Here is a 26,897-nt window from a genome sequence, read left to right as displayed (position 1 = left end):
GTCAGCCTCCCGGCGGCGGTGTGCGGTTCTTGGCGAAGCGATCGGACAGGCGGCGCATCCGGATCATCAGCGAGGCCGGCGGGCTGATCTTCCCGTTCAGATAGACCTCGAGGTCCTCGGTGGGCACCCCGATCCGCGAGGCGAACTCCTGCTCGGAGAGCCCGGAGCGGTCCAGCAGCACCCGGATGTGCCGGGCCGCCTCGGCGCGCTCGGTGGCCTCGAGATGTTCCCGGCTGCGGACGAGTACCTCGTCGAGGGCCTTGGACACCCCGACCGACTCGCGGTGCGAGAGCACCTCCTCGACCTGCCGCGCGGTCCGGCCGTAGGGATCGCGCTTGATCGCCACGACGATCCGCTGCCACACGGTGATGTCGCCGTTCTGCAGCGCGGACCGGATGGCCGACGTCGGCCAGAACTCCACCGGGCGATCCTCCGGCCGGCGCCCGCGCGCGGCGGGTGCCCGCCCGCGGTCCGGGCGTGGGTTGCCCGTCTCTCTCGCGGCCAAAGTCACCTCGCCTCCTCCAACATCGCCACGGCCACCGACAGGCAACGCTGCCTGACCTCGTCCCACCGCTCGGTCCCCGCCGGGCCCGACCACTCGTCGTCGTCCGCGTCGTGCGGCATGGGATCGGCGAGCCGACGAACGAGTTGGGTGGCGACCCATCGTCGATCAGACGTGTGCCCACAGTAATACCTGTCCATACCCGCCAGCACCAGCGCTGCGGTGTCCGGGTTCATCACATCGACCAGCTCGGCGAACTCCGCGAAATCGTGGCTGCTGTTGCGGGACATGATCAGGTAACCCTTGAGCCGCAACGTCTCGGCGCCCGTCGGGATCTGCAGCCGGTCCCCGGTGGGCAGCTGCACGGTGGTGGTCTCCAGCGGGATCTGCCGATGCAGCACCTCGACGTCGTCGTAGCCGACGTCGGCCACGGTTTCCAGCGCGTCGAGCGCCACCTCGAGCCGGCCCCGCCACACGGTCACCGGGTGCACCGGCCGCGCGGCGCGGGCGGCGCTGCGGCCGCGACCGAGCCGGGGACTGCGCGCCCCGTCGCCGCCCTTGACCTTGCCGGCCAGGCCTGCACAGCCGGAGAACGCCAGCGGGTCGGCGACCGAGATCGCGTCCGGGGCCATGTCCTTGAGCCGCGCGGCGGACTTGACCACCATCTTCAGATCCCCGCCGGGGGCCACCAGCGAGGAGATGTCGTCGGGAATGATCACCAGATCGCCCAGATCCAGCTTGGGCAGCGGCTTTTCGAAGTCCACCGCGGGCAGGATGCGCGCCAGCCACGACGGCACCCACCAGTTCCACTGATCGAACATCGCCATCAGCGCGGGCACCAGCACCAGCCGCACCACCGTGGCGTCGACGGCGATGGCCACCGCGCACGCGACCCCCAGCTGGGCCACCAGCGGCATGCCGGCGAACGCGAAACCGATGAACACCGCGATCATGATCAGCGCCGCGCTGGTGATGGTGCGCGCGCTGGTGCTCACCCCGTAGGCGACCGAGTCGCGGGTGTCGCCGGTCTGCAGGAAGCGCTCCCGGATCCGGGTGAGCAGGAAGATCTCGTAGTCCATCGACAGGCCGAAGGTCAGCGCCAGCACCAGCGGCGGGATGGTGCTGTCGATCGAGCCCATCGGTTTGAAGCCGAGCGCCTCCAACCAGCCCCACTGGAAGATCATCACCAGGCTGCCGTAGGCCGCGGCCACCGACAACACGGTCATGATGACGCCCTTGATGGCCAGCACCGGCGAGCGGATCGCGATCAGCAGCATCACGAACGCGATCGCGGCGACGAACAGCACCACCCACGGTTCGGTCTCGGCCACCCGGTCGTCGAAGTCCTTGATCAGCGCGGTGGGCCCGCCGACGTCGATCGAGACGTTCTCCGCGCCGGGGGTCTGCGGCAACTGTTCGCGCAACCAGTCGACGGTGCTGCGCGCCGCGGTGTCCTCCGGGTCCACCGACAGCACCCCGGACAGCAGCGCGCTGCGGTCGTCGTCGGAGAACACCGGCGGCGCCACCGACGCGATGTTGATCGCGGCGTCCATCTGCCGGGCCACCCCGTCGACGACGGCGGTGTTGGCGGGCGAGGAGGCGTTGCCGTCGGGGAACGTGACGAGCACCCGCACGGGGCCCAGCGCGCCGGGGCCCAGCGCCTCGGCGGCCGCGCCCACCCCGCCGCGGATCTCGTGCGAGGAGTCGAACTGGCGCAGCATGCTGTTGCCGAGCACCATCGAGAACGTCGGGACCGCCAGCAGCACCAGGAACACCGTGGCCGCGATCGCCGACAGCCACGGCCGGCGCATCACCCCGCCCACCCAGCGGGTCCAGAACCTCGACTGGGTGGCCTCCGAACCGCGGCCCCAGTGCAGCACCCGCGACCGCTTGGCCACCGAGCGGCCGAAGGACGCCAGCACCGCCGGCGTCAGCGTGGTCGAGGTCAGCACGGCCATCGCGACCGCGAGGATGGCGCCGGTGGCCATCGAATTGAGCACCGGGGTGTCGATCAGGTAGATCCCGGTCACCGAGGCGATCACGGTCATGCCCGAGAGCACCACGGCCAGCCCGGAGGTGGCCATCGCCGCGTCGGTGGCCTGTTTGACGTCGCGGCCGGCGCGCAGTTCCTCGCGGAAGCGCATCAAAATGAACAGCGAATAGTCGATGGCCAGCGCGATGCCGAACATCGACACCGTCGAGGTGACGAACACCGACATGGTGACCACCGTGGACAGCAGGTAGACCACGCCCATGGTGACCACCACGGTGCAGATGCCGACCATCAGCGGGACCGCCGCGGCCGCCAGCGACCCGAACACCGCCAGCAGCACGATCAGCACGATCGGCAGGTTCCACTTCTCGGCCTCGGCGACGTCGCTCTTGGTGGCCTCGGCCGCCGCCGCACCCACCGCGCCCTGGCCGATGACGTACAGCCGGACCCGCCCGTCGTTGAGTTCGCCGGGTTCCTCGTCGGCAACGCCGACCTTGTCGCGCAGTTGGTTGGCGACGTCGACGGCGCCGGTGTTCTCGAAGTCCAGTTGCAGGGAGACGACGTAGGGGCGGTCCGGGCGCGGCGGCGGTTGCTGCGGGTTGGGGACCATCGTGATGCTGGGCACCTCGCCGGCGATGCGCTCGAGCGTGGCGACGGCGTCGTTCATGTCCGCGTAGGTGGCGTCGGCGCGGGGCGCGGCCACCAGCGCCAGCGGGGATGCGCCCTCGCTGGGGAAATGGTCCTCGAGCTGATACTGCACGTGCAGCGACTGGGAGCCGGCCACCTCGAAACCGCCGCCGGTGAGATTGCCCGAATTCGACAGCGCAAGGTAGATCGACGGCACCAGCGCGAGCAGCCAGGCCGTGAGCACCAACCAGCGAAATCTGCGCAGTTTGCCGCTCAGGCGCATCATGAATTGCTGGATGGTGGATCCCCGATCCTTGGCCGAATTGGGTGGTCGCGAGCCTACCGCAGCACCGGGGACCTGCGCTGACTCTGCGGTGCTCGCGGAAGATCACGAATTCGCCAGGTGCGGGGCCAGGATGGCAACATCGACCCTGGCCGCTGCCCGATCGCCGAAGCTCGTGACCCGTGCAATGAAACGTCGGCGGTCCGCGAACCGATAGATGTTCGCGAACCGTAAGGAGTTTGATTCCCCATGGGTAAAACCGCACCCTCGATCCGTCGCAAGACCGGCGCCGCGCTCACCGCGACCGCGCTCGGCGGTGTCGCGGCCGTCCTGCTGCTCGGCCCCTCCGCGTCGGCGGCGCCCGACCCGTGCGCGGCCAGTTCGGTGGCCCGGACCATCGGCACGGTGGCCAACAACACCGGCGTCTACCTCGACACGCACCCCGAGACCAACCAGGCGCTGACCACCATCTCCAAGCAGCCCGCCGGCCCGCAGTCGCTGGTCGCGTTGAAGACCTACTTCGAGGCCAACCCGGAGGTGGCCGAGGACATGCAGGGCATCCAGAAGCCGCTGTCCTCGCTGGCCAACAAGTGCAAGCTGCCGATCTCACTGCCGCAGGTGATGGGCCTGATGCAGGCCGCGCAGCAGGGCGGCGGACTGGCCGGCGCCGCGCAGGCCGTCTCCACCCCGGGCGCGGGTGCCGCAGCCACGACGGGGACCGGGGCCACGACGGGCACCGGTCCGGCGCCGGGGCCGAGGGCCGCCGTGCCCGCCACCCCGCGGACGCCGGCCGGAACGGCGCAGTAGCGCATTCTCGACTCAGATCAACCGGTTGGGCAGGAAAGAGTGCCGCCGATCTGCTTGGATTGGTGACGGCTACTCAACCCACCTCCGAAGGAGTCCGACCATGATGCTTGCTGCCCGTCGCGTAGTTCTCGGTGCCCTGGGTGCCGGAGCGATGACCGGTGCGATGCTCTTCGGCGCCTCCTCGGCCGTCGCCGCCCCGCCGAACTGCACGGCCGCCGACCTGGCCGGCGTCGCCGCCGGGGTGTCCGCCTCCACCTCGGCGTACCTGTTCACCCACCCCGAGGTCAACGACTTCTTCACCGGCCTCGAAGGCCAGGACCGCGAGACCATCAAGTCCGAGGTGCAGACCTACATGGACGCCAACCCGCAGGTGAAGGCCGAGCTCACCGGCATCCGCCAGCCCCTGACGGACCTCAAGAACCGCTGCGGCCACGAGGTCGACCCGGCTGCGGCCAACAACTAGCAGTGTCCGCGGGGTCCGGTGATCCCGCGCGGGAGGCGGGCCGCACGGTACTGATGGTCGACGACGACCCGGACGTGCGCACGTCGGTCTCGCGCGGACTGCGGCATTCCGGGTTCGACGTGCGGGTCGCCGCCAACGGTAAGGAAGCCCTGCGGCTGCTGTCCACCGAGACCCACGACGCGCTGGTGCTCGACGTCCAGATGCCCGAACTCGACGGGGTCGCGGTGGTGACCGCGCTGCGGGCGCTGGGCAACGACATCCCGATCTGCGTGCTGTCGGCGCGCGACACCGTCAACGACCGCATCGCCGGGCTGGAAGCCGGCGCCGACGACTACCTGACCAAGCCGTTCGACCTCGGCGAGTTGGTGGCGCGGCTGCACGCGCTGCTGCGCCGCGCCAGCCACAGCCAGGAACAGACCGACGCGATGGTGGTGGGGCCGTTGACCATCGACACCGCGCGGCGGCTGGTGTTCGTCGCCGGGGAGCGGGCCGACCTGACCAAGCGGGAGTTCGACCTGCTGGCGGTGCTGGCCGAGAACGCCGGGGTGGTGCTGTCCCGCCAGCAGTTGCTCGAGCTGGTGTGGGGCTATGACTTCGACGTCGACACCAACGTCGCCGACGTGTTCATCAGCTATCTGCGCCGCAAACTCGAACGCGACGGGGTGCCGCGGGTCATCCACACCGTCCGCGGGATCGGATACGTGCTCCGGGCCGAGGCCTGATGCGCGCGGTGTTCGCCCGCTGGTGGCCGCGGCTGCGCGCTTCGCTGCGGGTGCGCGTCGCCATCGCCGCGGCGATCGCGGCCGCCGCCGTGGTGGCCGCGCTGATGGTGTTGACCTCGATCGCGTTGGCGGGCAACGACGCCGAGCAGCTGGACCGCCGCCTGGATGCCATCGTCGACGCCAGCACCGAGGTCGGCGCCCCCGGCAACGCGGTGCTGTCCACCGGCCGGTCGCTGAGCACCGGCCAGGTGATCTTCCAGCGCGGGCTGCAACTGCCCAAACTGCCACCCGGCACCGAGACGGTGACGGTCAACGGCGTCGACTACCGGGTCCGCACCCTCCCGATCGAGCCGCAGGGCGTCATGATGTCGGTCGGCATCCGCGCCGACAGCATCCTGCTCAGCCGGGCCCGCGTGCCGATGTACATCGGGATCGGCGTGCTGGCCCTGCTCATCGCGCTGAGTCTGGGCTGGCTGCTCGGCGGCGCGGCGACCCGCCCGCTGCGCAAGCTGACCGAGCAGACCCGCCGGCTGGGCCAGGGCGGCTCGGATCGGATCGACCCGGTGCGCGGGGTCAAGGAGGCCGAGGACCTGTCCGAGGCCATGATCGACACGCTGCGCCGGCTCGCCGCCGCGCAGGAGGCCACCTCCCGCTCGCTGCAGGCGGCCCAGGATTTCGCGGCCAACGCCGCCCACGAGTTGCGGACCCCGCTGACCGCCATGCGCGCCGACCTGGACACCCTGCGCATCCACGACCTGCCCGCCGAGGAGCGCGCCGAGGTGGTCGCCGACCTGTCCCGCGCGCAGCGACGGATCGAGGCCACCATCACCGCCCTGGGGCAGTTGGCGTCCGGGGAGCTGGCCCAGGACGAGGACCGCGAACTCGTCGACCTCGAGGAATTGCTGTACCGGGTGCTGCGCGAGAACGCCCGCCCCGGCGGACCCGAGATCGAGGTGCGCTGCGAATTCGCCACGCCCGCAGAGGGAGTCATCCTGGCCTGGCCGGGCGGCCTGCGCCTGGCGGTCGACAACCTGGTGCGCAACTCGGTGCTGCACGGACGGGCCACCCGCGTAGTGCTGACCGCGCGGCGCGAGGGCAACCGGATGGAGATCATCGTCGACGACAACGGCCGCGGACTGCCCGAGGAGGAACACGATGCGGTGCTGGGCCGGTTCGTGCGCGGCAGCACCGCGGCTTCCGGCGGCTCCGGGCTGGGCCTGGCGCTGGTGGCGCAGCAGGCCGAGTTGCACGGCGGCCGGGTCGAGTTGGCCGACGGCCCGCTGGGCGGACTGAGGGTGATCCTGACGCTGGTCAGCGAACGCCAGTAGCGGCGCGCCACCCGAGCAGCAGCACCGCCGTCACCGCGGAGGTGACCGCGACGAACGGCGCCGCGACGGTGGCGGAACTGACCTTGCGCAGCACCATTCCGACGATCACCGTCGACAGCCATACCACCAGGCCCGTCGGCCGCAGGGCGCCCGGCGCCCGCCAACCGCGCGACAGCAACCAGCCCACGGCGGTGCCGCTGAGGAACGGCCAGGCGGTCTTGCTGAGGCCGGCGACGTGCACGCCCTCGTCGTGGCTGCGCCGACCCAGCGCGCAGAACGCCAGGATGGCTGCGGTGTCGGCGGCCGCCGCGGCCGCGACATGGCGGGGGTTCACATTCTTCTCGGTCACTGTGCGACAGCGTAATTCATGATGTCGAGCACCAGGGGAGTGACCTCGGTTTCGTCGCGGACGGCGAAGCCGGGCTGCAGCGGCGCCGGCTGGCCCGTGAACAGCCGGTCCAGCCCCGACAGGGAGGCCACCCGCTGATCGAGCCGGAACGAGTCGAACACGAACGGTAACCCGTTGGACGCCAACGGGTGTGGACCGTCCATCACGTGGAAGTGCAGATGCGGTGCATCGGAGTTGCCGGAGTTGCCCATCTCGGCGATCTGCTGGCCGGCGGTCAACTCGTCGCCCTCCTTGACGGTGATGCTGCCGGGTTTGAGGTGGGCGTAGAAGGCGTACTTGCCGTCGCCGAGGTCCTGCACCACGTGGTTGCCGCCGTACTGCTCGAGCGGCAGCCCGACGGGGGTCTTCGAGGGCACCTGCTCGGGCAGGTTGTCGACCACGGTGATGACCTTGCCGCTGCCGACGGCGTGGATGGGCGTGCCGAAGTAGGCGTAGCTCGCCAGCTTGGTCGGGTCCCCGGTGAACAGCCGGTGGTCGTCGGTGAGTTGGACGTAGTCGATGGCGAAGCGCTCCGACATCCACAGCTGCCCGTTCATCGGATTGACGGCCATCCGGTGCGCGGTCATGTCGCAGCAACTGTTGGCGCTCAACCAGTTCGGGCCGTCCAGCGGCGGGGCGATCGAGATGGGCTTGGCGTCGGACACCGTCACGGGGGCGACGTCCTGGGTCAGCCGCGGCGGCACCACGCCGGGGAAGGGCTTGCTGACATTGAGATCCACCGAGTGGGTGATGTCGGTGGGCGGGGCGGCGCCGCCGTCGATGACGACGTCGAGCCAGACGATGGCGCTCTGGCCCGGCGCCAGCACGTTGGTCGGCACGTCGTTGTTGCCCAGGGCGCGGGTCCAGTACTTGAGGTTGTCGCCGGCCAGCGTCAGCAGGTTGCGGTCCCCGGCGCGGGCGGTCAGCGAGTTCAGCGTGGCGTTGCCCGACAGCGTGTTGGTCAGCAGCAGTTCGTAGACCAGGTGGGTGCGACCGTCGGTGGCGGCCACCGGGATCGGCTCGGCGACCGCCGATCCCACCAGCGGCGTGGCGACGGCCGGGGGCACGGTGGGCGTGGCGGTCTCCGATTCCGGGGCCGGCGACGACCCGCCGCAGGCCGCGACGGTTGCCGCGGTCAGCAGCGCGGCGGACAACGGGAGCAGACGGGACAGCGCACGGGGTGCCATTCGCCGATCCAATCACGGTCGGCGAGTTTGCGGGCCGGGTTGTGCGCGGTGCACCGCGAATGCCGCGACGGGAGATTACTCTGGCGCCATGCCGATCCGGTCCGATGCCGCCGACGAGGCCGTGAGTCCGCTGGTGCGGAAGACGGCCGCGTGGGCGTGGCGCCTGCTGGTGATCCTCGCGAGCGCGGTTGCTGTGGTGTGGGTGCTCATCAAGGTCGACCTGATCGTGGTGCCGGTCCTGATCGCCGTCATCCTGACCGCGCTGCTGCTGCCCGCGGTGGATTGGCTGGACAAGCGGGGCTTCCACCGCGGCGGCGCGGTGGCCGTGGTGCTGCTCAGCGGAATGGCGATCATCGGCGGGATCATGGCCTTCGTCATCACCCAATTCATCGAGGGCCTACCCGATCTGGTCGAACAGGTCACCCGCAGCATCGACACGTTCACCGACTGGCTCATCGAGGGCCCCATCCACCTGAGCCGCGATCAGATCGACCACGCCGGCGACACCGCCATCGAGGCGCTGCGCAACAACCAGTCGCGCGTCACCAGCGGTGCGCTGTCGACGGCGGCGACGCTGACCGAGATCATCACCGGCGCGCTGCTGGTGATGTTCTCGCTGATCTTCTTCCTGCACGGCGGCCGCAACATCTTCGCCTTCGTCACCAAGGTGTTCCCGGTCGAGTACCGGGAGCGGGTCCGCGAGGCCGGCCGCGCCGGATTCCACTCGCTGATCGGTTACGTCCGCGCGACGTTCCTGGTGGCGCTCGTCGACGCCATCGGGATCGGGACGGGCCTGGCGATCATGGGCATCCCGCTGGCGCTGCCGTTGGCGTCGCTGGTGTTCCTGGGCGCCTTCGTGCCGCTGATCGGCGCCGTGGTGACCGGGTTCCTGGCCGTCGTGGTGGCGCTGCTGGCCAAGGGGTTCGTGTACGCGTTGATCACCCTCGGGCTGATCCTGGCCGTGCAGCAGCTGGAATCCCATGTGCTGCAACCGTTGGTGATGGGCCGGGCGGTGTCGATCCACCCGCTGGCCGTGGTGCTCGGCATCGCCGCCGGCGGCGTGCTGGCCGGCATCATCGGCGCGCTGCTGGCCGTCCCGATCATCGCGTTCCTCAACAGCGCGGTGCGGGTGCTGCTGGCCGAGGACCCCGAGGCCGAAACGGAGCGCCAGGCCCTGGCGCTGGAACATCAACCGGGGCCGGTGATCACCGCCGAGCCCGACGAGGTTCCGGACTCCGATTCCGACGCTCCCGCCGGGGAGTCCAAGTCCCCACCCGCCACGGACTGAACCGCCTACAGACGACCCTCGCGGCGCAGCAGGTCCGCCGCGCTGAGCCCGCCACCGCGCCGCGGCGGCTTCGTGTCGTCCTCGCTGGGCGCGTTGAGCTTCTGGGTCGCCGCCTCGGTGTCGCTCTGCTGCGGCTTGCTCACCGGGATCGCCCGGGTGGCCGGTTCGTCGTCGCCGGGACGCTGCACCGGGATCGCGGTGGTCGCATCCGACGGTGACGGGCCACGCCCGCCCGGGGGCATTGCCCGGGTCGGCTCGGACGACGGCGCCGGCGGCGGCGGGGGTTGTTGCGGCCCGGGGCTTCCCGGCCGGCCGCGCAACTCTCCGAGCCACGACTCGATCTCGCGCTCACCGGCCGGCGGTCCGGGCGGCGGCCCGGGCGGGGCCTGGCGCTGGGTGGCCGCCGCGCCGGTGTTGATGGCGTTGGTCACCGCGTTGCGCATGGCGTTGCGGGCCGAGCTGAAACGCGTTGTCGGAGCCTCACTGTCGGGCTCGGACTGCGGGCTCGGCGGGCTCGGGATCCGCGAGGTGCCGGCACCCGACGGGGCCTCCGGCAGCGCGCGGGTCCGGGCCTCCGAACGCGCCCGGGCGGAGCCCTCCGGTGCCGGATGGGTGGGATCGTGCGGCGGCCGGCGGTCCGGACCGGGGGCACCGGCGCCGACCAGGGCGCCGTCGTCCTCGGGACCCGGGTCCACCATGTGCTTGCGCTCGTCGGGCAGGTGCAGTTCGCCCATGCCGATCTTGTTCTGCAGGACCTTCATCCAGCGCGGCGCCCACCAGCAGTCGTCGCCGAGCATCTTCATCACCGCGGGCACCAGGAACATCCGGATCACGGTGGCGTCCAACAACAGCGCGAACAGCAGGCCGAACGCCAGGTACTTCATCATCACCAGGTCGGAGAACACGAACGCACCCGCGACCACGGCCAGCACCAGCGCCGCGGCGGTGATCAACCGGCCGGTGGTCGCGGTACCGATCCGAATGGCCTCGGTGGTCGACATCCCGCGTTCGCGGGCCTCGACCATTCGGGACACCAGGAAGACCTCGTAGTCCGTACACAACCCGTACACCACGGCGATGATCAGACCGATCACCGGTGCGGTCAACGGTGTCGGCGTGAAGTTCAGGAAGCTCGACCCGTGCCCGTCGACGAAGATCCAGGTCAGGATGCCCAGCGTGGACCCGAGGGTGAGCGCGCTCATCACCGCGGCCTTGATCGGCAGCACCACCGATCCGAACACCAGGAACATCAACAGCGTCGTCGTGGTGAGCAGGATGACGATCATCAGCGGCAACTTGTGGAACAGCGATGAGATGGAGTCCTGCTCGAGCGCGGGCACACCACCGACCGACAGCGACACCCCCTGGGGTAGCGGGATGGCGCGCAACTCCTCCATCTTCTTGGCGGCGTCGTTGCGGACCTCCAGCCCGTTCTGCAACACGGTGACGTCGTCGCGGGTCTTCTCCGCGGTCGCGTTCGGGTTGTCCGGGTCCGGTGCGACCGCGCGTTCGGTCCATTCGTCGGCACTGAAGCCGGGGATCTGTGCGGCGCGCGAGGCGATCTGATCGATCTGCTCGGGCGTCGCATTCTCGATGACCAGCGTCAGCTGCTCGGTGCGGAAGCCCGGGAAGGTGCGGTCGAAGTCCTCCTGCGCCATCCGGACGGGGTTGTTCGGCGGCAGGTACTTCTCGCTGATCCCACCCAGCGCGAGGTTGCCCAGCGGGGTGATCAGCAAGACCATGATGACGATGATCGGCACCGCGAACACCAGCGGCCGCTTCATCACCCGGTTGGCCAGCTTGCCCCAGAAGCCCTTCTCGACTTCCTCGCGGGTCTTGGTCTTCTGCGTCTTCTCGGCCAGCCATTCGATGATGGCGCGGGAGAAGCCCCAGTTGCGCAGGAACGGCACCCGCAGCAGGGTGCGCACCCCGAACGCGTCGACGTTGGGACCGAGGATCGCCAGCACCGCCGGCAGCACCGTGACGGACAGGATCGCCGCCAGCATGATCGAGGACATGCCGGCGTAGGTGAGCGACTTCAGGAAGCCCTGCGGGAACAGCAGCAGGCCGGCCAGCGAGGCCACGATGAGCACCGCGGAGAACACCACCGTGCGACCGGCGGTCATCATGGTGCGTCGCACCGCGGCCTCGGTCTGATAGCCCTCGGCGAGTTCCTCTCGGAATCGGCTCACCACGAACAACCCGTAGTCGATCGCGATACCCAGCCCGATCAGCGTCACCACCGGCTGTGCGAAGTAGTGCACCGGCCCGAACTGGGCGACCAGCATCAGGATGCCCATCGAGCCGGCGATCGCCAGACCACCGACCATGGCGGGCAGGAATGCCGCGATCACGCCGCCGAACACGAAGAACAACACGACCGCGACCAGCGGGAGCGCCAGCACCTCGGCGCGCTTCTGGTCCTCGGCGATGGTTCCGGTCAGCTCGTTGGCCAGCGGCTGCAGGCCCGCGAGCTCGATGTTGCCGTCGTTGACCTGCTCCAGGTCCTCTTTGACGTGGTCCTTGTAGTTGTTGAGGATCTCGTCGTCGTTGTCGCCCTTGAGCGGCATGATGATGAACGTCCGGGTGCTGTCCTCGGCGTTGAAGCCCGACTTGTCCGGATCGGCGGTCGGATCCTTGAGGTAGCCGGCCCACTGCAGCACCTGGTCCGGATTGTCCTCCTGGACCTGGTCCAGTTCCTCGGCCATCTTCTTGGCCCAGGCCGGGTCGTTGACCTTCTTGCCCTCCGGCGCGTCGAGGATCGCCACGACGTGGCTCAGCCGGTCGCGGCCGTAGACGTCATCGGCGAGCACCGAGGCCTTCACCGACTCGCTGCCGTCGTCGTAGAACCCGCTCTGGGTGACGTGGTTGCCCAGGCTCATGCCAAAGATGCCGCCGCCGATGCACAACGAGACCATGACCGCGATGACGATGAATCGGTACTTGAATACCGTTCGGCCCCACCAGGCGAACACGTAATCTCCTAACGCTCTTTAAAAGTCTGGGTATGCGCTCGGCGCACACTGGCTATGAAAGTTTGTGAAGTTGTCCATCAGCAGGCGGTTGCAGTCATGCCCGAGACGCAAGCAGCGAGGACAACGGCCTGAAAGGCTGCAGCCACGCCCCCTCTTCCGGTAGCGAATCTAGGCCGATTCGCGGGAGCGGCTCCCGAAAGACACCGGGAATGTCTTCCAGGTCGACGAACTCCAAGGTATCCGACGCTAGCGCCCAGCTGGCATGTTCACGAAATCCGAGGACCTGCACGTCGGTGCCGTCATCCCTGGCTATCTGCTCCAGCGGGAGCCGAAACGCCTGACCGTCGGCCGAGGCCACCAACAGGGCGCCGAGCCCCTCGGAGCGCCGCAGCGCGATGTGGTCGAGCATGTCGCTGTCGACATCGCTGTCGTCGTCAACTTTCGGTTTGGCGAAGACAGCGAAACCGACGTTACGCAGCGCCTCCACCCAGGGCCGGACGACATCGGCGCTACCTGGGGCGATATTGGTGAAAACGGTGGCCTCGGGCTCCACGGTGCGGCCCGGGAAATCCGCCGAGATCTCCGCGGTGCGGCCCAGCAGCCAGCGGCCCAGCGCGTCGAAACGCGGGCGGTAGGCGGCGGTCGGGCGGCCGCCGAGGATCGCCCCCAGCCCCATGTCGAGATTCGGGGCGTCCCAGACCAACAGGACCCGCAGCACCGGCGGGGCCTCGGACGCGGTCAGCGAATCGTCATCGATGGGCTCGGTGATGTCGGCCTCATCGGGGGCGGCATCGAGGTCATCGTCGATGTCGGCCTGCGCTGCGCTCACGTCCGTGTCGGTCATGGTCACAGTCGCTCCCACAGCAGCTCGGTGACCGCGCTGCCGGCGGTGTGCGCCTTGGACTCGTACTTGGTGGTGGGGCGCTGCACCGAGATGGGCAGCGGGTCCGTCGCCGAGATCCGCCGCAGCCGGGGCTCGGCGTCGCCGACCTCCGCGATCTGCTCGGCGTAGTCGGCATGATCGGTGGCCGCGTGCAGGATCCCGCCCGGGCGCAGGCCGTCGGCGATCAGCGCGACGGTGGCGGGCTGCAGCAGCCGACGCTTGTGGTGCCGTGCCTTGGGCCACGGGTCGGGGAAGAAGACCCGCACCCCGGTCAGCGATGCCGGGGTGATCAGGTGCTCGAGGACGTCGACGCCGTCGCCGCGGATCAGCCGGATGTTGGTGACCTGCTCGCGGTCGATGGCGGCCAGCAGCTGGGCCAAGCCGCGCTTGTAGACCTCCACGGCCATGACGTCGATGTCCGGTTCGGCCTGGGCCATCGCCAGGGTCGAGGTGCCGGTTCCGCAGCCGATCTCGAGCACCAGCGGCGCCTCGCGGCCGAACCAGGCCGCGGTGTCCAGTCGCTCGGGGTTCTCGTGCCCGGTCCGCGCGACGACGCCCAGCTCCGGCCACCGCCGGTTCCAGGTGGCGTGTTGGGCGTCGCTCAACGTCGAACGGCGGGTCCGAAAACTGGTCACCCGGCGGTGCTGAGGTGCTGCTGACCGGTCGTCCGCCTCGGCGGAACGCTCCGCCGGTTCGGTTCCAGGTTGCGCACGCATCCCTATATCGTCTCCCATGCGCGCATCGAGGCCCGCATCGCGGGACGGATTGATACCCAACAGTTGCCTGCGAGCTGTGCACAATCCGGCGGGAAGTGGCTCGCGCGGGGCACGCGCAGGTGCCACGATGGCACCGGGATGAGCGGACAGGGGCAGCAGATCTTCACCGAGGCGCTGAGACGCTGCGCGGCGCAGACGGACGATCCCGAGCTGGCCGCGCTGGCCGATGAACTGGCCGATGAGGTGGCCGCGCCGCTGCGCCTCGCGGTGCGCGGCCGCCGCGGGGTCGGACGCAGCGCGACCGCGGCCGCGCTGCGCGCCGACGGCCATTCGATCGAACCCGAGGCCCGTGCCGATGTGCGGATCTACGTGCTCGCCGAGGTGTGCAAGCCCGAGGACCGGCGGGCGCTGGCCGACGGCGCCGATCTCGTCGTCCTCAACAAGGCGGACCTGACCGGCCTGGCGCGCGGCGGCCCGATGCAGCGGGCCCGACGGCAGGCCGAGGCGCTGGGCGCCGCCATCGGGGTCCCGGTGCACGCCTTCGTGGCGCCGACCGCCCTGGCCGCCGCGGACCCGGCGGTGCTCGACGACGACCTGCTGGCCGCGCTGGGGCTCCTGGTCACCGAACCGGCGCAGCTGAGTTCGGCCGACGACTTCGTGACCGCGCCGCATCCGCTGCCCGGCGCGCGGCGGCGACGCCTGCTCGAGGCGCTGGAGCCCTACGGCATCGCGCACGCCGTCGTGGCGTTGCGGGAGACCCCGCGGGCCACCGCCGCGCAGCTGCGCGGGCTGCTCGCGGCCGTCAGCGGCCTCGACGGGCTGCGCGCCGCCATCGAGACCGCCGGGGCCGCGGCCCGCTACCGCCGCATCGTGGCCGCGTGCGAGGCGCTCGCGGCGCGGGCCATCACCGACGTGACGACCGCCGAACTGCTCGCCGGTGACGACGTCGTGCTGGCCCGGATGGCCGCCGCCGGCGACGTCGTGGGTGCGGACGTGGTCGGTGGGCTGGATGCCGGCGGGGTGCCGTCGGCCCTGCACTGGCGCCGCTACGCGGCCGGACCGGTCTCGGCGCTGCACCGCGACTGCGGGCTGGACATCGCGCGCGGGGCGCTGCGGCTCACCGGCGGACGACGATGACGGGCGCCGTCGACGAGTTCGTCACGACGTTGGCACCCGAGGTCCGGGCGCCCGGGGTGCGCCGCCGCGACGTCGTGCTGGTGACGGGCCCCTGGCTGGCCGGGTCCACCAGCGTGGCCCGGCTGCTGGCGGATCGGCGGCCCGACGTGGAGTTCGTCGAGGCCGACGAGCTGGGGCCGGGGGAGGTCCCGGTGGCGGTGGTGTTCGTGGCCTCGGCCGCCGCGCCGCTGACGCGATCGGACTGCGCCGTGCTGGACCTGGCCGCCGCCCACACCGACGTGGTGATCTGCGCGCTGACCAAGGTCGACGCCCACCGCAACTGGTCCGAGGTGCTCGCCGCCGACCGCGAGACGCTGGCCGCGCACGCGCCGCGGTATGCGCGGGTGCCGTGGGTCGCGGTGGCCGCCGCGCCCGACCTGGGCGCGCCGCGCTGCGAGGACCTGCTCACCGAACTGGACGCCGCCCTGTCCGACGACACCGTGTCGCGACGGAACCGGTTGCGGGCGTGGGAATTTCGACTGCAATCCACCGCCGACCAGTACGACATCGCGGCCGACGGCGCCGGCCGCGAGGCCCGCGTCGAGGCGTTGCGCACCGAGCGCGCCGAGGCCCTGCGCGGCGTGCGGGTGGGCCGCTCGGAACGGGCGGTCGCCCTGCGCAGCCAGATCCAGCAGGCCCGGGTGCAGCTGTCCTACTTCGCCCGCAACCGCTGCACCTCGGTGCGCACCGAACTGCAGGAGGACGCCGGCGCGGTCAACCGCCGCGGCCTGCCCGAGTACCTGGCCTACGTCGAACGCCGCATCGGCACCGTCGTCAACGAGGTCGACACTGGCATCACCGAGCACCTCACCGACCTGGCCGCCGAACTCGGGCTGCCCGCGGATCCCGGCGCCACCCCGATGGCCAGCCAGCCGGGCGTCGGGCCGCCCCCGCTGAAATCGCGACGCCTCGAGACCCGGCTGACGGTGTTGGTGGGCGCCGGGTTCGGGCTGGGCATCGCCTTGACGCTGAGCCGCCTGTTCGCGGATCTGGCGCCGGGGCTGACCGCGCTGGGCGCCGTGGTGTGCCTGCTGCTCGGGGCGGCGGTGGCGGTCTGGATGGTCAACACCCGGTCGTTGCTGCACGACCGGGCCGTGCTGGACCGCTGGATCGGCGAACGCACCGCGGGTCTGCGCGCGGCGCTGGATCAGACCGTCGCGACCCGGGTGCTGGCCGCCGAGATGTCGATGACCTCGGCGCTGTCCCAGCAGGCCGAGGCCGACCAGGTCAGGGTGGCCGAACAGGTCCGCACCATCGACGCCGAACTGCGGGCGCACGAGGCCGCCGGCGCGCAGGCCAGGGCCGCCCGGGACGCGGCCGCGCCCACGCTGGGCGCCGCGCTGGCGGCGGTGCGCGCCGAGTTGGGGGACCCCGATCCCGGGTCCGAGCACAACGGTCGCTCGGTAACTGAGGATGCGGAAGCGGGGACCGAGGCGGTTGCCGGACACGGCTCCGAATCGGACTGAGCGGCGTCCTCGCGGGGCAGTCGATCGGGCTCGCCGGCCGGTCCGCGCGGCCCGGGGAACGGCCTCCGAGCGGCCGGGGTGCCGGTGGGGGGTCTGCTCGACGGGCGGGGCGCGTGCGACGGGTGGCGCGCCGAAAATCCCGTGGTTAGGTGCGCCCGGAGACCCCAGATTGCGACTTGGGTCACAGTTGCGGGGGCGAACCGGCCAGGTAACCCAGTCTGAATCGTTCCTGTGAGTGATCGGACATGCCCTCGATGGTCCGCGGTTCGCTCACCCACGTTAACCTCGTATTAGGGATGGCTGTCGAGACGAGTCGTCCGTCAGATGGGGGCTAGCGTCCTCGAGGGTGATACGCGAATCAACGTGAGCAGGAGATTTTCATGACTTCAGCGACTATTCCGGGTCTGGACACCGCGCCGACCAAACATCAGGGCCTGCTTGCCTGGGTTACGGAAGTTGCCGAACTCACGCAGCCCGATCGGGTGGTGTTTGCTGACGGATCCGACGAAGAGTACAACCGGCTGTGCGAGGGCCTGGTCGAGGCGGGCACGTTCCAGCGGCTCAACCCCGAGAAGCAGCCCAATTCCTACCTTGCGCTGTCCGACCCCTCCGACGTCGCCCGCGTCGAATCCCGCACCTTCATCTGCTCCGAGCGTGAGATCGACGCCGGCCCCACCAACAACTGGATGGACCCGGCCGAGATGCGCGGCATCATGACCGACCTGTACCGCGGTTCGATGCGCGGCCGCACCATGTACGTCGTCCCGTTCTGCATGGGTCCGCTGGACGCCGAGGACCCCAAGCTGGGTGTCGAGCTCACCGACTCCGAGTACGTCGTCGTCTCCATGCGCACCATGACCCGGATGGGGCAGGCCGCGCTGGACAAGATGGGCGACGACGGGTTCTTCGTCAAGGCGCTGCACTCGATCGGCGCGCCGCTGGAAGCCGGGCAGAAGGACGTGCCCTGGCCGTGCAACGACACCAAGTACATCACCCACTTCCCTGAAACCCGCGAAATCTGGAGCTACGGTTCGGGTTACGGCGGCAACGCGCTGCTGGGCAAGAAGTGTTACTCGCTGCGGATCGCCTCGGCGATGGCCCACGACGAGGGCTGGCTGGCCGAGCACATGCTGATCCTCAAGCTGATCTCGCCGGAGAACAAGGCCTACTTCATTGCCGCCGCCTTCCCGTCGGCATGCGGCAAGACCAACCTCGCGATGCTGCAGCCCACCATCCCGGGGTGGCGCGCCGAGACCGTCGGTGACGACATCGCGTGGATGCGGTTCGGGAAGGACGGCCGGCTCTACGCCGTCAACCCCGAGTTCGGTTTCTTCGGCGTGGCGCCGGGCACCAACTGGGACTCCAACCCCAACGCCATGAAGACCATCGCCGGCGGCAACACCGTGTTCACCAACGTCGCCAAGACCGACGACGGCGACGTGTGGTGGGAGGGCCTCGAGGGCGACCCGCAGCACCTGATCGACTGGAAGGGCCGCGACTGGACCCCGGAGTCCGACGAGAAGGCCGCGCATCCGAACTCGCGCTACTGCACCCCGATCTCGCAGTGCCCGACGCTGGCCCCGGAGTGGGACGACCCGCAGGGGGTGCCGATCTCGGCGATCCTGTTCGGCGGCCGCCGCAAGACCACGGTGCCGCTGATCACCCAGGCCCGCGACTGGCAGCACGGCGTATTCATCGGCGCCACACTGGGTTCCGAGCAGACCGCCGCCGCCGAGGGCAAGGTGGGTACCGTGCGCCGCGACCCGATGGCCATGCTGCCGTTCCTCGGCTACAACGTCGGTGACTACTTCCAGCACTGGATCAACATCGGCAAGAACGCCGACGAGTCCAAGATGCCGGCGGTGTTCTTCGTCAACTGGTTCCGCCGCGGCGACGACGGCCGGTTCCTGTGGCCGGGCTTCGGCGAGAACAGCCGGGTGCTCAAGTGGGCCATCGAGCGCATCGAGAACAAGGCCGAGGGTCGTTCGACCCCGATCGGCATCGTGCCGTCGGCCGACGACCTGGACCTGGACGGCCTGGACGTGGACGCCGGCGACGTCAACGAGGCGCTCGAGGTCAGCGCCGAGGAGTGGCGCGCCGAACTGCCGCAGATCGAGGAGTGGTTCGAGTTCGTCGGCGAGAAGCTGCCGACCGGCATCAAGGACGAGTTCGAGGCGCTGAAGCAGCGCCTGGCCTGATCCCTTGGTCTGACTGCTTGGTCGGAATCGCCCAATCCCGTTCGGGATTGGGCGATTCCGCGTTTCGGGCCGCGTTCAGAACCCGGTGTCGAACTCGAGGGGCAGGGCGCTCGGGCCGGTCACCCCGGTCAGCGGCTTCCACGGGGCGCACGCTCGGCGGCGCGGATTGGGCATGCGTCGGGTGATCACGGTCAACGCCTCGATCAGCTCCGCGCGGGCCAGGTGCGAGCCCAGGCAGAAGTGCACGCCGCCGCCGAATGTCAGTACCTGAGAAGAGAATTCGCGGGTGACGTCGAACCGGTCGGGGTCGGCGAAGGCCCCGGGGTCCCGGTTGGCGCTGGCGCCGTTGAGGAGCAGCAGTGTCCCGGCCGGGATGGTCACTCCGCCGAGTTCCACGTCGACGGGTGCGGACCGGAACAGGCCGATGCCGATCGGGGAGTAGCGCAACGTCTCGTCGACGGCGTTGGGCACCAGCTCCGGGTGCGCGGCCAGCAGCGCCCACTGGTCGGGGTGTTCGCAGAGCGTTTCCACCGCCGCGGCGACCTGGTTGCGGGTGGTGTCGGTGCCGGCCAACAGCAAGGTGGAGGCGAGCATCAGGACCTCCTCGCGGGACAGGCGGTCGCCGTCGTCCTCGGCGTGCACCAACTCGGAGAGCAGGTCGTCGGTGGGGGCGTGGCGGCGGGCCTCGATCACGTCGCCGAGGTAGGCGTCCAGCTCCCGCCACGAGCGCACGATGGTCGGCTCGGCGGCGGCCGCTTCCCAGCTGAACGTCTTCATGATGTCGTCGGTCCAGTCGGAGAACAGTCTCCAGTCGGCGCGGTCGGTGCCGAGCAGCGCGCAGATGACCGGGATGGGGTACTTCTCGGCGACGTCGGTGACGATGTCGCAGCGCCCGACGGCGGTCAGCGGCGTCACGAGGTCGTCGATGACCCCGGCGATGGTGGGCCGGATCCGGGCGGCGGCGCGCGGTGCGAACGCCTTGGCCACCAGGCGGCGCAGCCGATGGTGGGCCTGCCCCTCCAGGCTCAGCAGGCTGCTGGCCACCCGGTCCCACAACTCGCCGGCGGTGATCCCTTGGGCGGCCAGGGTGAATCCGGGCGGGACGGTGAATCGAGGATCGCGCAGCACGGCGTGGACCAGCTCGTAGGTCAGCAATTCCGGTCCGTGCGGTCCGAGCGCGATAGGTGCCTGCGCCCGGGCCTGGCGAAGGACCGCGTGCGCGTCCTCGGGGCGCGGCAGATGGTCGTACTCGACGGACGGGAATCCGGCGTCGAACACGCTGGGCGGGCGGTCGAGTTCGATGGTCATCACGGCTCCTCGGTGCGGGCTTCCGAGGCGATCGTGACCGGCGCGGCCGGGGGCGGACTAGCGTAATCGGCTACCCGACTCGGGGACGCGCTCGTCGTCCCCCTCGAAGGCGCGGGCGCGTTCCTCGGCCTCCTGGCTGCCGGTGAACACCCCCTCGCTGGCCACCCGCGACGTGGTGACCGCCCGTCGCTCCCGTGGGTCCGGAGTGGGGGCGGGCTCGAAACGCCAACGCGGCAGGGCGGATTCGCGGCGTTGCAGCCAGTTGATCATGGCCTCGCGCACGGCGCAGCGCAGGCCCCACAGGGCGCTGGAGTTCGGCGCGCTGATGGTGATCCACACCCGCACGTAGCCGTTGATGGCGCTGGTGACCTCGAGGACGCCCAGGCGCTCGTCCCACAGGTGCTCGTTGGCGGCCAGGATGCGCTTGAGTTCGGTGCGCATCTCGTCGAGCGGGACGGTGAAGTCCACGTCGAGTTCCACGATGCCCATCACCTCGGTGGCGTTGCGCGTCCAGTTCTCGAACGGGGTGGTGGTGAAGTACGTGCACGGCAGGATCAGCCGGCGCTCGTCCCAGATGGTGACCACGACGTAGGTCAGCGTGATCTCCTCGATGCGGCCCCACTCCTTCTCGATCACCACGACATCGCCCACCCGGATGGCGTCGGTGAAGGCGATCTGCAGGCCCGCGAACACCGCGCCCAGCGAGGTCTGCGCGGCCAGGCCAGCGACCACCGAGAGCACGCCGGCGGAGGCGAACAGCGTGGTCCCGATGTCGGCGAACGACGGGAACGTCATCAGCATCGCGGCGATGCCCAGCAGGACGACGACGGCCACCGCCAACCGGCGCAGCACCGTCACCTGGGTGCGGACCTTGCGGCGGTGCAGGTCGGCGTCGGTCAGGCCGGTGTCGCCGCCGCCGAAGCGGGCGATCATCCGTCGCTCGGCGACCTGCACCAGGTTGGCCAGCAGCCAGGTGACCGCGGCGATCATCAGGATGCGCAGGCTGTGGTCCACCCAGCCGCGCCAGGATGCGTCGGCATCGGAGGTCCGGTCCAGCGCGATGGTCGCGGCGACGATCATCAACATCGCGCGCACGGGTCGGCGGGTCAGCACGACGAGGTCGCGGATCCAGTCGCTGCGCCGGCCGAGGCGCTGTGCGGCCCACGACAGTCCCACCCCGACGAAGTAGGCGGCCACCACCGCCCCGGCCACCCAGGCCAGCATGACGGCGAAGTTTGTCGCGGACTCGAGTTCGAACTCCTCAGGCATAACTGCTTTCAGGTCGGCTTCGTGGTGCATGCGAGACGCAGCCAGTTGCCTACCCGAGAAGCGCGGCGGTCAATCCGCGCACGAGCTGTCGTGACAATTCTGCAGGTTTGTGTAAAGCTCTTCCGGACCCCCGTTGTGCCCGTTGACACCTGTCAAACTTGACGAAGTAGAGTCTCCCCATGCAGATCCGTGAGCACGTCGGCGCCGACAAACCTGCCATTGTCATGTACCCGTCCGGGACCGTCATCACCTTCGACGAACTGGAGGCCCGGGCCAACCGGCTCGCGCATTACTTCCGCAAGAACGGTCTGAAGGAAGGCGATTCCGTCGCCATCCTGATGGAGAACAACCAGCACATGCACGCCGTCATGTGGGCGGCGCGGCGCAGCGGCCTGTACTACGTGCCGATCAACACGCACCTGACCGCGGCCGAGGCGGCCTACATCGTCGACAACAGCGGGGCCTCGGCCATCGTCGGGTCGGTGGCGCTGCGCGAGACCCTGGCGGGCCTGGGCGCCGAATTGCCGCGCGGGCTGCCCAAGACGCTGCTCATCGCCGACGGCGATCTCGACGGCTGGGAGCGCTACCCGGAGGCGGTCGCCGACCTGCCCGACAGCCCGATCGACGACGAGATCGAGGGCGATCTGCTGCAGTACTCGTCGGGCACCACCGGCCGGCCCAAGGGCATCAAACGTCCACTGCCCCACGTGCCGCCGTCCGAGGAGCCGGGCATGATGGCCGCGCTGGTCGGCTTCTGGATGCACCCGGAGGCGGTATACCTGAGCCCCGCCCCGCTGTATCACACCGCGCCGTCGGTGTGGTCGATGCAGGTGCAGGCCGGCGGCATCACCACCATCGTGATGGAGAAGTTCGACGCCGAGGGCTGCCTCGATGCCATCCAGAAGCACAAGGTGACCCACGGTCAGTTCGTCCCCGCGATGTTCACCCGGATGCTCAAACTGCCCGAGGACGTGCGCAATTCGTACGACGTGTCCTCGTTGGAGCGGGTCATGCACGCCGCCGCGCCGTGTCCGGTGGACATCAAGAAGCAGATGATCGACTGGTGGGGCCCCATCGTCGACGAGTACTACGCGTCCTCGGAGGCCATCGGCGCCACGCTGATCACCGCCGAGGAATGGCTGCAGCATCCCGGTTCGGTGGGCAAGCCGCTGCTGGCCGCGGTGCACATCCTCGACGAGGACGGCAACGAACTGCCGCCCGGTCAGGCCGGCGAGGTGTACTTCGAGGGCGGCTACGACTTCGAGTACCTCAACGACGCCGAGAAGACCGCGGCCTCACGGGATTCGCACGGCTGGAAGACCGTGGGCGACATCGGCTACGTCGACGAGGACGGCTACCTGTACCTGACCGACCGGCGGCACCACATGATCATCTCCGGCGGGGTGAACATCTATCCGCAGGAGGCCGAGAACATGCTCGTCACCCACCCGAAGGTGATGGACGCCGCGGTGTTCGGCATCCCGGACTCGGAGATGGGCGAGACCGTCAAGGGCGTGGTGCAGACCGTCGACCCCGCCGACGCCACCGAGGAGTTCGCCGAGGAACTCATGGGTTGGCTGCGAGATCGCCTGTCGCACTACAAGTGTCCGCGGTCCCTCTCGTTCGAGGCGGAGCTGCCGCGCACCGACACCGGCAAGCTGTACAAGCAGAGCCTGATCGAGAAATACGGGTCCTAGTGCGGGTCGTCGACCTCGCCGCGCCGTCGGAGCCGGTGCCGCCCGGCCCGCCCGACGTGCTGGTCGCCGTCGGCGATCCCCGCGCTGCCGAGGCCGAATTCTGGCTGCAGCGCGCGACATTCACCCTCACCGAGGCGGCCATCGCGGACCGGCGGGCGGTGACCGTGCCGTCGGTGTCGGCCGCGGTCGCCGAGCTGGAACAGCGGGTGGCGCGCTGGCCGCAGGCCGCCGCGGTCTGCGACGACGTGCTGCGCGCCGTCGACGTGGCCGGGCCCGCCTTCCCGGGGGTGATCACCGAATCGCTGGCCTACTCGACGCTGCAGTCCGGACCGGAGTTCCGGGCCTGGCTGGCCGAGCGTGGGCCCGCGACGGTGCCCGCCCTGCCCGACCCGGTGCAGTTCCACCGCGACGGCAACACCCTGCACATCAGGTTCAACCGGCCGCAGCGGCACAACGCATTCAGCACCGATGCCCGCGCGGCGTTGCTCGAGGCGCTCGAGTTCGCGCTGCTCGATGACGACATCGACGCGGTGGTGCTCGGCGGCAACGGCCGATCGTTCTGCAGCGGCGGCGATCTGGCGGAGTTCGGCAGCTTCGATGACCCGTCGTCGGCCCATCTTGCGCGCACCCGCCACAGCCCGGCGCTGGCGCTGGACGCCCTGGCGGCCCGCCTCGGAGAGGCCTTCCGGGCCGAGGTGCACGGTCAGGTGCTGGGCAGCGGGCTGGAGATGGCGGCCTACTGCGGCCGGGTGGTGTGCGCCCCCGACGCGGTGCTGGGGCTGCCGGAACTGGCGCTGGGGCTGATTCCGGGGGCCGGCGGCACGGTGAGCATTACCCGGCGGATCGGGCGCTGGCGCACGGCCTACCTGGTGCTCTCCGGTGCGACGATCGACCCCGCGACCGCGCTGGCCTGGGGTCTCGTCGACGCCATCGAGTGATTTCGGTGCGCTGGGTTGCGGCGACCGCAACCCAGCGCACCGAAATCACCGAATATGGAACCGAATGGGCGGGGCTCCCGTCGTAGACAGGTGTGATAGCAGACCTACTCCGAAACCATGACGGTGTCATTACTCTCGCGCAGGCACGGGCCGCCGGGATGAGCAAGGATGCGGTGCATCGACGGGTGCGGTCGGGGCGCTGGCGCCCCATCGCGCGTGGCGTGTACTTCGTCGACGACAGGCCCTTCACTGACGCCGCCCGGATTCGGGCGGCGGTGTGGGGACACGGTTCCGACGCGGTGGCCAGCGGACTGGCCGCCGCGTGGTGGCACGGACTGGTGCCCACCGCACCCGAACTCGTCGACCTGACCTTGCCCCGCACCGCCCACAGCCGCCCGCATCCCGGTTCCCGGATCCGTCGACGTGACCTCGGCGTCCGCGACATTGTGGAACGGCGCGGTCTGCGGGTCACCTCGCTGCAGCTGACGGCGGTCGAGAACCGCGCGAAGGTGATGGACCGTGCGCTCCAGGGCGACGCCGAACTCACCCAGCTGTGGGCCACGCACCTGCGCAACAAGGGTCGGTACGGCTCACCGCGAGCGCGGATCAACCTGCAGGCGGCCGGCGAGGGGAGCCGGTCGAAAGCCGAGCGCCTGGTGGCGCAGTTGCTCACGAGCGCGCAGATCACCGGCTGGATCGCGAACTTCCCGGTCGGGCCTTTCGTCGTCGACTTCGCGTTCCCCGACTCCAAGTTGGTCATCGAGATCGACGGGTTCGCCTTCCACAGCGGCGTCGATGACTTCGTCAAGGATCGCAACCGGCAGAACTACTTGGTGCTGCACCGCTGGAAGGTGTTGCGCTTCACGTGGTGGGACCTGATCGAGCGTCCGGAACGCGTCATCGCCGAGATCCGCCGCGCGATTTCGGTGCGCTAAGTCGCGCCCGTCGCAACCCAGCGCACCGAAATCACGGCTCAACGCTGCCGGGTCGGGCGGAGGATCAGTTCGTTGACATCGACGTCGTCGGGTTCGCCGATCGCGTAGGCGACGGCGCGGGCGATGGCCTCCGGTCCGATGGCGTGGGCCCGGTAGATGCTCATCGCCGCCGCCGCGTCGGCATCGGTGATGGTGTCGGCGAGTTCGGACTCCACCACGCCGGGCGACACCGTCGTGACCCGGATGGCGGGATCGAGTTCCAGCCGAAGGCCCTCGGTGATCGCCCACGCGGCGTGCTTGGTGGCGCAGTACACGGCGCCGGTCGGGACCACCTGGTGCGCACCGATCGACGCCACCGTGACGAAGTGTCCGCGGCCCCGGCCCTGGAAGTGCGGCAGGGTCGCGGCGATACCGTTCAACAGCCCACGCACGTTGACGTCGATCATCGCGTCCCACTGCTCGACCAGTAGCGCGTCCAGCCGGGACAACGGCATCACCCCGGCATTGTTGATCAGGACGTCGACCTGCCCGTGGTTGGCGACCGCGTCGTCGACGAAGGAAGCCACGTCGGCGCGGTCGGTGACGTCGAGGCGGCGCACGGACAGGCTGCCGCCGACGGTCGCGTCGGTGCTCTCGACGAGGTCGCGCAGCCGGTCCTCCCGGCGCGCCCCGGCGATGACGTGATGGCCGGCGCGCGCCAGATGCGCGGCGGTGGCGGCACCGATTCCGCTGCTGGCGCCGGTAATCAGGACAATCTTCGAATCAGTCATGCGCTCCAGCGTCGGCGGCCTGACGGTGGCTCACCAGGACCTACCGCGCCTGGGTGCGCTGCACCCAGGCAGCGCGCTCGGCACGCCCCTATCGTGGGACCATGTCCGAGCTCGGGGAATACCTGCGCAGCCGACGAGCGCAGCTGAGCCCCGACGTCGTCGGCCTGGTGAGCACGGGTACCCGGCGGGTGCCGGGGCTCCGCCGCGAAGAGGTGGCGTGGCTCGCGGGGATGAGCGTGGACTACTACGTCCGACTCGAGCAGGGCCGGGAACGTTCACCGTCGGTCGCGGTCCTGGATTCGCTGGCCGCGGCGCTGCGGCTGGACCACGACGGGCATCGACATCTGTTCCGCCTGGTCGGTCTCGCCCCCCGCCTCGCCGCGTCCCGCACGCCCGACAGCGTCGATCCGGCCCTGCTCCGGCTGATGACGGCCTGGCCGGACAACCCCGCACTGGTGTACAACCGCGCCTACGACGTGCTCGCGGCCAATGCCTTGGCGGAGGCGCTCTTCGGCGACTTCGGCGCCGCGGGCAACCTGATGTTGCTGCTGTTCGCGGAGCCGCGCGCGCACGAGTTCTACGTTGACTGGCCCACCGTCGCCCGGGATTCGGTGGCGGGCTTCCGGCTCAATCACGGCGCCGCGCCCGACGACCCGCGGCTGCAGGCCGTGCTCACCGACCTGCTCAACAGCAGTGACGCATTCCGCGAGCTTTGGCAGCGACACGATGCGCGCGGTAAGTCACTGTCCAGCAAGGTGTTTCAGCACACCGAAGTGGGCCGGCTGGCGCTGACCATGCAGACCTTCGATGTGCGATCCGCGCCGGGACAACAACTGGTGGTCTACGACGCCGAGTCGGCCGGCCCGAGTGCAGATGCGCTGAAGATGCTCGGCAGCATCGCCGCGACTCGCGATTTCGGTGCGCTGAGTCGCGCCCGCCGCAACCCAGCGCACCCAAATCACCTAGGGTGAACGGGTG

The 26,897-nt window shown here is 70.0% G+C and carries 22 protein-coding genes; 12 read left to right on the top strand and 10 right to left on the bottom strand.

The window, feature by feature from the left end:
* Position 1 precedes the first annotated feature (1 nt).
* Both EL338_RS22255 and EL338_RS22250 read right to left on the bottom strand, forming a co-directional pair.
* A complete protein-coding gene (locus EL338_RS22255; protein ID WP_372939794.1) occupies positions 2-511 on the bottom strand; it encodes an XRE family transcriptional regulator in 510 nt (169 codons plus the stop codon).
* A complete protein-coding gene (locus EL338_RS22250) occupies positions 508-3,408 on the bottom strand; it encodes an MMPL family transporter (RefSeq protein ID WP_126335718.1) in 2,901 nt (966 codons plus the stop codon). Before EL338_RS22250 ends, EL338_RS22255 begins: the two co-directional genes overlap by 4 nt.
* A gap of 246 nt (positions 3,409-3,654) precedes the next feature.
* Here EL338_RS22250 and EL338_RS22245 point away from each other — a divergent pair, with 246 nt between their 5' ends.
* From EL338_RS22245 to EL338_RS22230, 4 genes are all read left to right on the top strand, one after another.
* Positions 3,655-4,212, top strand: a complete 558-nt coding sequence (locus EL338_RS22245) for a hemophore (RefSeq protein ID WP_126335717.1) — start codon at positions 3,655-3,657, stop codon at positions 4,210-4,212.
* 100 nt (positions 4,213-4,312) lie between these two features.
* Entirely contained in the window at positions 4,313-4,675 is a 363-nt protein-coding gene (locus EL338_RS22240; RefSeq protein ID WP_126335716.1) for a heme-binding protein, read from the top strand.
* 53 nt (positions 4,676-4,728) lie between these two features.
* Entirely contained in the window at positions 4,729-5,397 is a 669-nt protein-coding gene (locus EL338_RS22235; RefSeq protein WP_179967233.1) for a response regulator transcription factor, read from the top strand.
* Positions 5,397-6,725, top strand: coding sequence for a sensor histidine kinase (locus EL338_RS22230; protein WP_126335714.1), 1,329 nt, complete (start codon positions 5,397-5,399; stop codon positions 6,723-6,725). The genes EL338_RS22235 and EL338_RS22230 overlap by 1 nt, the downstream gene beginning before the upstream one ends.
* Here the strand turns inward: EL338_RS22230 and EL338_RS22225 are convergent.
* Positions 6,709-7,059, bottom strand: coding sequence for a DUF3054 domain-containing protein (locus tag EL338_RS22225; protein ID WP_126337036.1), 351 nt, complete (start codon positions 7,057-7,059; stop codon positions 6,709-6,711). The two genes, EL338_RS22230 and EL338_RS22225, sit on opposite strands and share 17 nt — an antisense overlap.
* Before the next feature lie 11 nt (positions 7,060-7,070).
* On the bottom strand, positions 7,071-8,300 hold the full coding sequence (locus EL338_RS22220) for a M23 family metallopeptidase (protein ID WP_126335713.1): 1,230 nt from the start codon (positions 8,298-8,300) through the stop codon (positions 7,071-7,073).
* A gap of 88 nt (positions 8,301-8,388) precedes the next feature.
* Between EL338_RS22220 and EL338_RS22215 the strand changes: the two genes are divergently transcribed.
* Positions 8,389-9,588 (top strand): AI-2E family transporter, encoded by a 1,200-nt coding sequence (locus EL338_RS22215; RefSeq protein WP_126335712.1) that lies wholly within the window; start codon positions 8,389-8,391, stop codon positions 9,586-9,588.
* 5 nt (positions 9,589-9,593) lie between these two features.
* Here EL338_RS22215 and mmpL3 read toward each other — a convergent pair whose 3' ends face one another.
* The 3 genes from mmpL3 to trmB form a co-directional block, all read right to left on the bottom strand.
* Entirely contained in the window at positions 9,594-12,563 is a 2,970-nt protein-coding gene (gene mmpL3 / locus EL338_RS22210) for a trehalose monomycolate exporter MmpL3 (protein WP_126335711.1), read from the bottom strand.
* A 94-nt stretch (positions 12,564-12,657) separates the two neighbouring features.
* Positions 12,658-13,407, bottom strand: a complete 750-nt coding sequence (locus EL338_RS22205) for an NYN domain-containing protein (protein ID WP_235666252.1) — start codon at positions 13,405-13,407, stop codon at positions 12,658-12,660.
* A gap of 2 nt (positions 13,408-13,409) precedes the next feature.
* A complete protein-coding gene (gene trmB / locus EL338_RS22200; RefSeq protein ID WP_126335710.1) occupies positions 13,410-14,180 on the bottom strand; it encodes a tRNA (guanosine(46)-N7)-methyltransferase TrmB in 771 nt (256 codons plus the stop codon).
* Positions 14,181-14,300: 120 nt separating this feature from the next.
* On the opposite strand from trmB, the gene EL338_RS22195 reads away from it, so the two are divergent.
* From EL338_RS22195 to EL338_RS22185, 3 genes are all read left to right on the top strand, one after another.
* Positions 14,301-15,299, top strand: coding sequence for a hypothetical protein (locus EL338_RS22195; RefSeq protein ID WP_235666251.1), 999 nt, complete (start codon positions 14,301-14,303; stop codon positions 15,297-15,299).
* Complete coding sequence (locus EL338_RS22190; RefSeq protein WP_179967125.1) at positions 15,296-16,804, top strand: hypothetical protein; 1,509 nt, start codon at positions 15,296-15,298, stop codon at positions 16,802-16,804. The genes EL338_RS22195 and EL338_RS22190 overlap by 4 nt, the downstream gene beginning before the upstream one ends.
* Before the next feature lie 380 nt (positions 16,805-17,184).
* Complete coding sequence (locus tag EL338_RS22185) at positions 17,185-19,002, top strand: phosphoenolpyruvate carboxykinase (GTP) (RefSeq protein WP_126335709.1); 1,818 nt, start codon at positions 17,185-17,187, stop codon at positions 19,000-19,002.
* A gap of 75 nt (positions 19,003-19,077) precedes the next feature.
* Here EL338_RS22185 and EL338_RS22180 read toward each other — a convergent pair whose 3' ends face one another.
* Positions 19,078-20,310 (bottom strand): cytochrome P450, encoded by a 1,233-nt coding sequence (locus EL338_RS22180; protein ID WP_126335708.1) that lies wholly within the window; start codon positions 20,308-20,310, stop codon positions 19,078-19,080.
* Positions 20,311-20,367: 57 nt separating this feature from the next.
* Positions 20,368-21,579 carry a mechanosensitive ion channel family protein gene (locus EL338_RS22175; RefSeq protein ID WP_126335707.1) on the bottom strand — a complete coding sequence of 404 codons (1,212 nt, stop codon included), beginning with the start codon at positions 21,577-21,579 and terminating at the stop codon, positions 20,368-20,370.
* A gap of 179 nt (positions 21,580-21,758) precedes the next feature.
* Between EL338_RS22175 and fadD4 the strand changes: the two genes are divergently transcribed.
* The 3 genes from fadD4 to EL338_RS22160 all read left to right on the top strand — a co-directional run bounded on the left by fadD4 (position 21,759) and on the right by EL338_RS22160 (position 25,149).
* Positions 21,759-23,276 (top strand): fatty-acid--CoA ligase FadD4, encoded by a 1,518-nt coding sequence (gene fadD4, locus EL338_RS22170; RefSeq protein WP_126335706.1) that lies wholly within the window; start codon positions 21,759-21,761, stop codon positions 23,274-23,276.
* The gene (locus tag EL338_RS22165; RefSeq protein ID WP_179967124.1) at positions 23,276-24,214 is read left to right on the top strand and encodes an enoyl-CoA hydratase/isomerase family protein; all 939 of its coding nucleotides are present in this window, start codon (positions 23,276-23,278) and stop codon (positions 24,212-24,214) included. The genes fadD4 and EL338_RS22165 overlap by 1 nt, the downstream gene beginning before the upstream one ends.
* Positions 24,215-24,306: 92 nt before the next feature.
* Positions 24,307-25,149 carry a type IV toxin-antitoxin system AbiEi family antitoxin domain-containing protein gene (locus EL338_RS22160; protein ID WP_126335705.1) on the top strand — a complete coding sequence of 281 codons (843 nt, stop codon included), beginning with the start codon at positions 24,307-24,309 and terminating at the stop codon, positions 25,147-25,149.
* 38 nt (positions 25,150-25,187) lie between these two features.
* On the opposite strand, the gene EL338_RS22155 is transcribed toward EL338_RS22160, so the two are convergent.
* Complete coding sequence (locus EL338_RS22155; RefSeq protein WP_126335704.1) at positions 25,188-25,919, bottom strand: SDR family oxidoreductase; 732 nt, start codon at positions 25,917-25,919, stop codon at positions 25,188-25,190.
* Between the two features lie 101 nt (positions 25,920-26,020).
* Here EL338_RS22155 and EL338_RS22150 point away from each other — a divergent pair, with 101 nt between their 5' ends.
* Positions 26,021-26,890, top strand: coding sequence for a helix-turn-helix transcriptional regulator (locus EL338_RS22150; RefSeq protein WP_179967123.1), 870 nt, complete (start codon positions 26,021-26,023; stop codon positions 26,888-26,890).
* The last annotated feature ends 7 nt before the right edge of the window (positions 26,891-26,897 follow it).

The organism is Mycolicibacterium chitae (genome assembly GCF_900637205.1).
Taxonomy (GTDB): Bacteria; Actinomycetota; Actinomycetes; order Mycobacteriales; family Mycobacteriaceae; genus Mycobacterium; species Mycobacterium chitae.
Note: the sequence above shows the minus strand (reverse complement) of the source record. Positions and strands in the feature narration are given on the sequence as shown.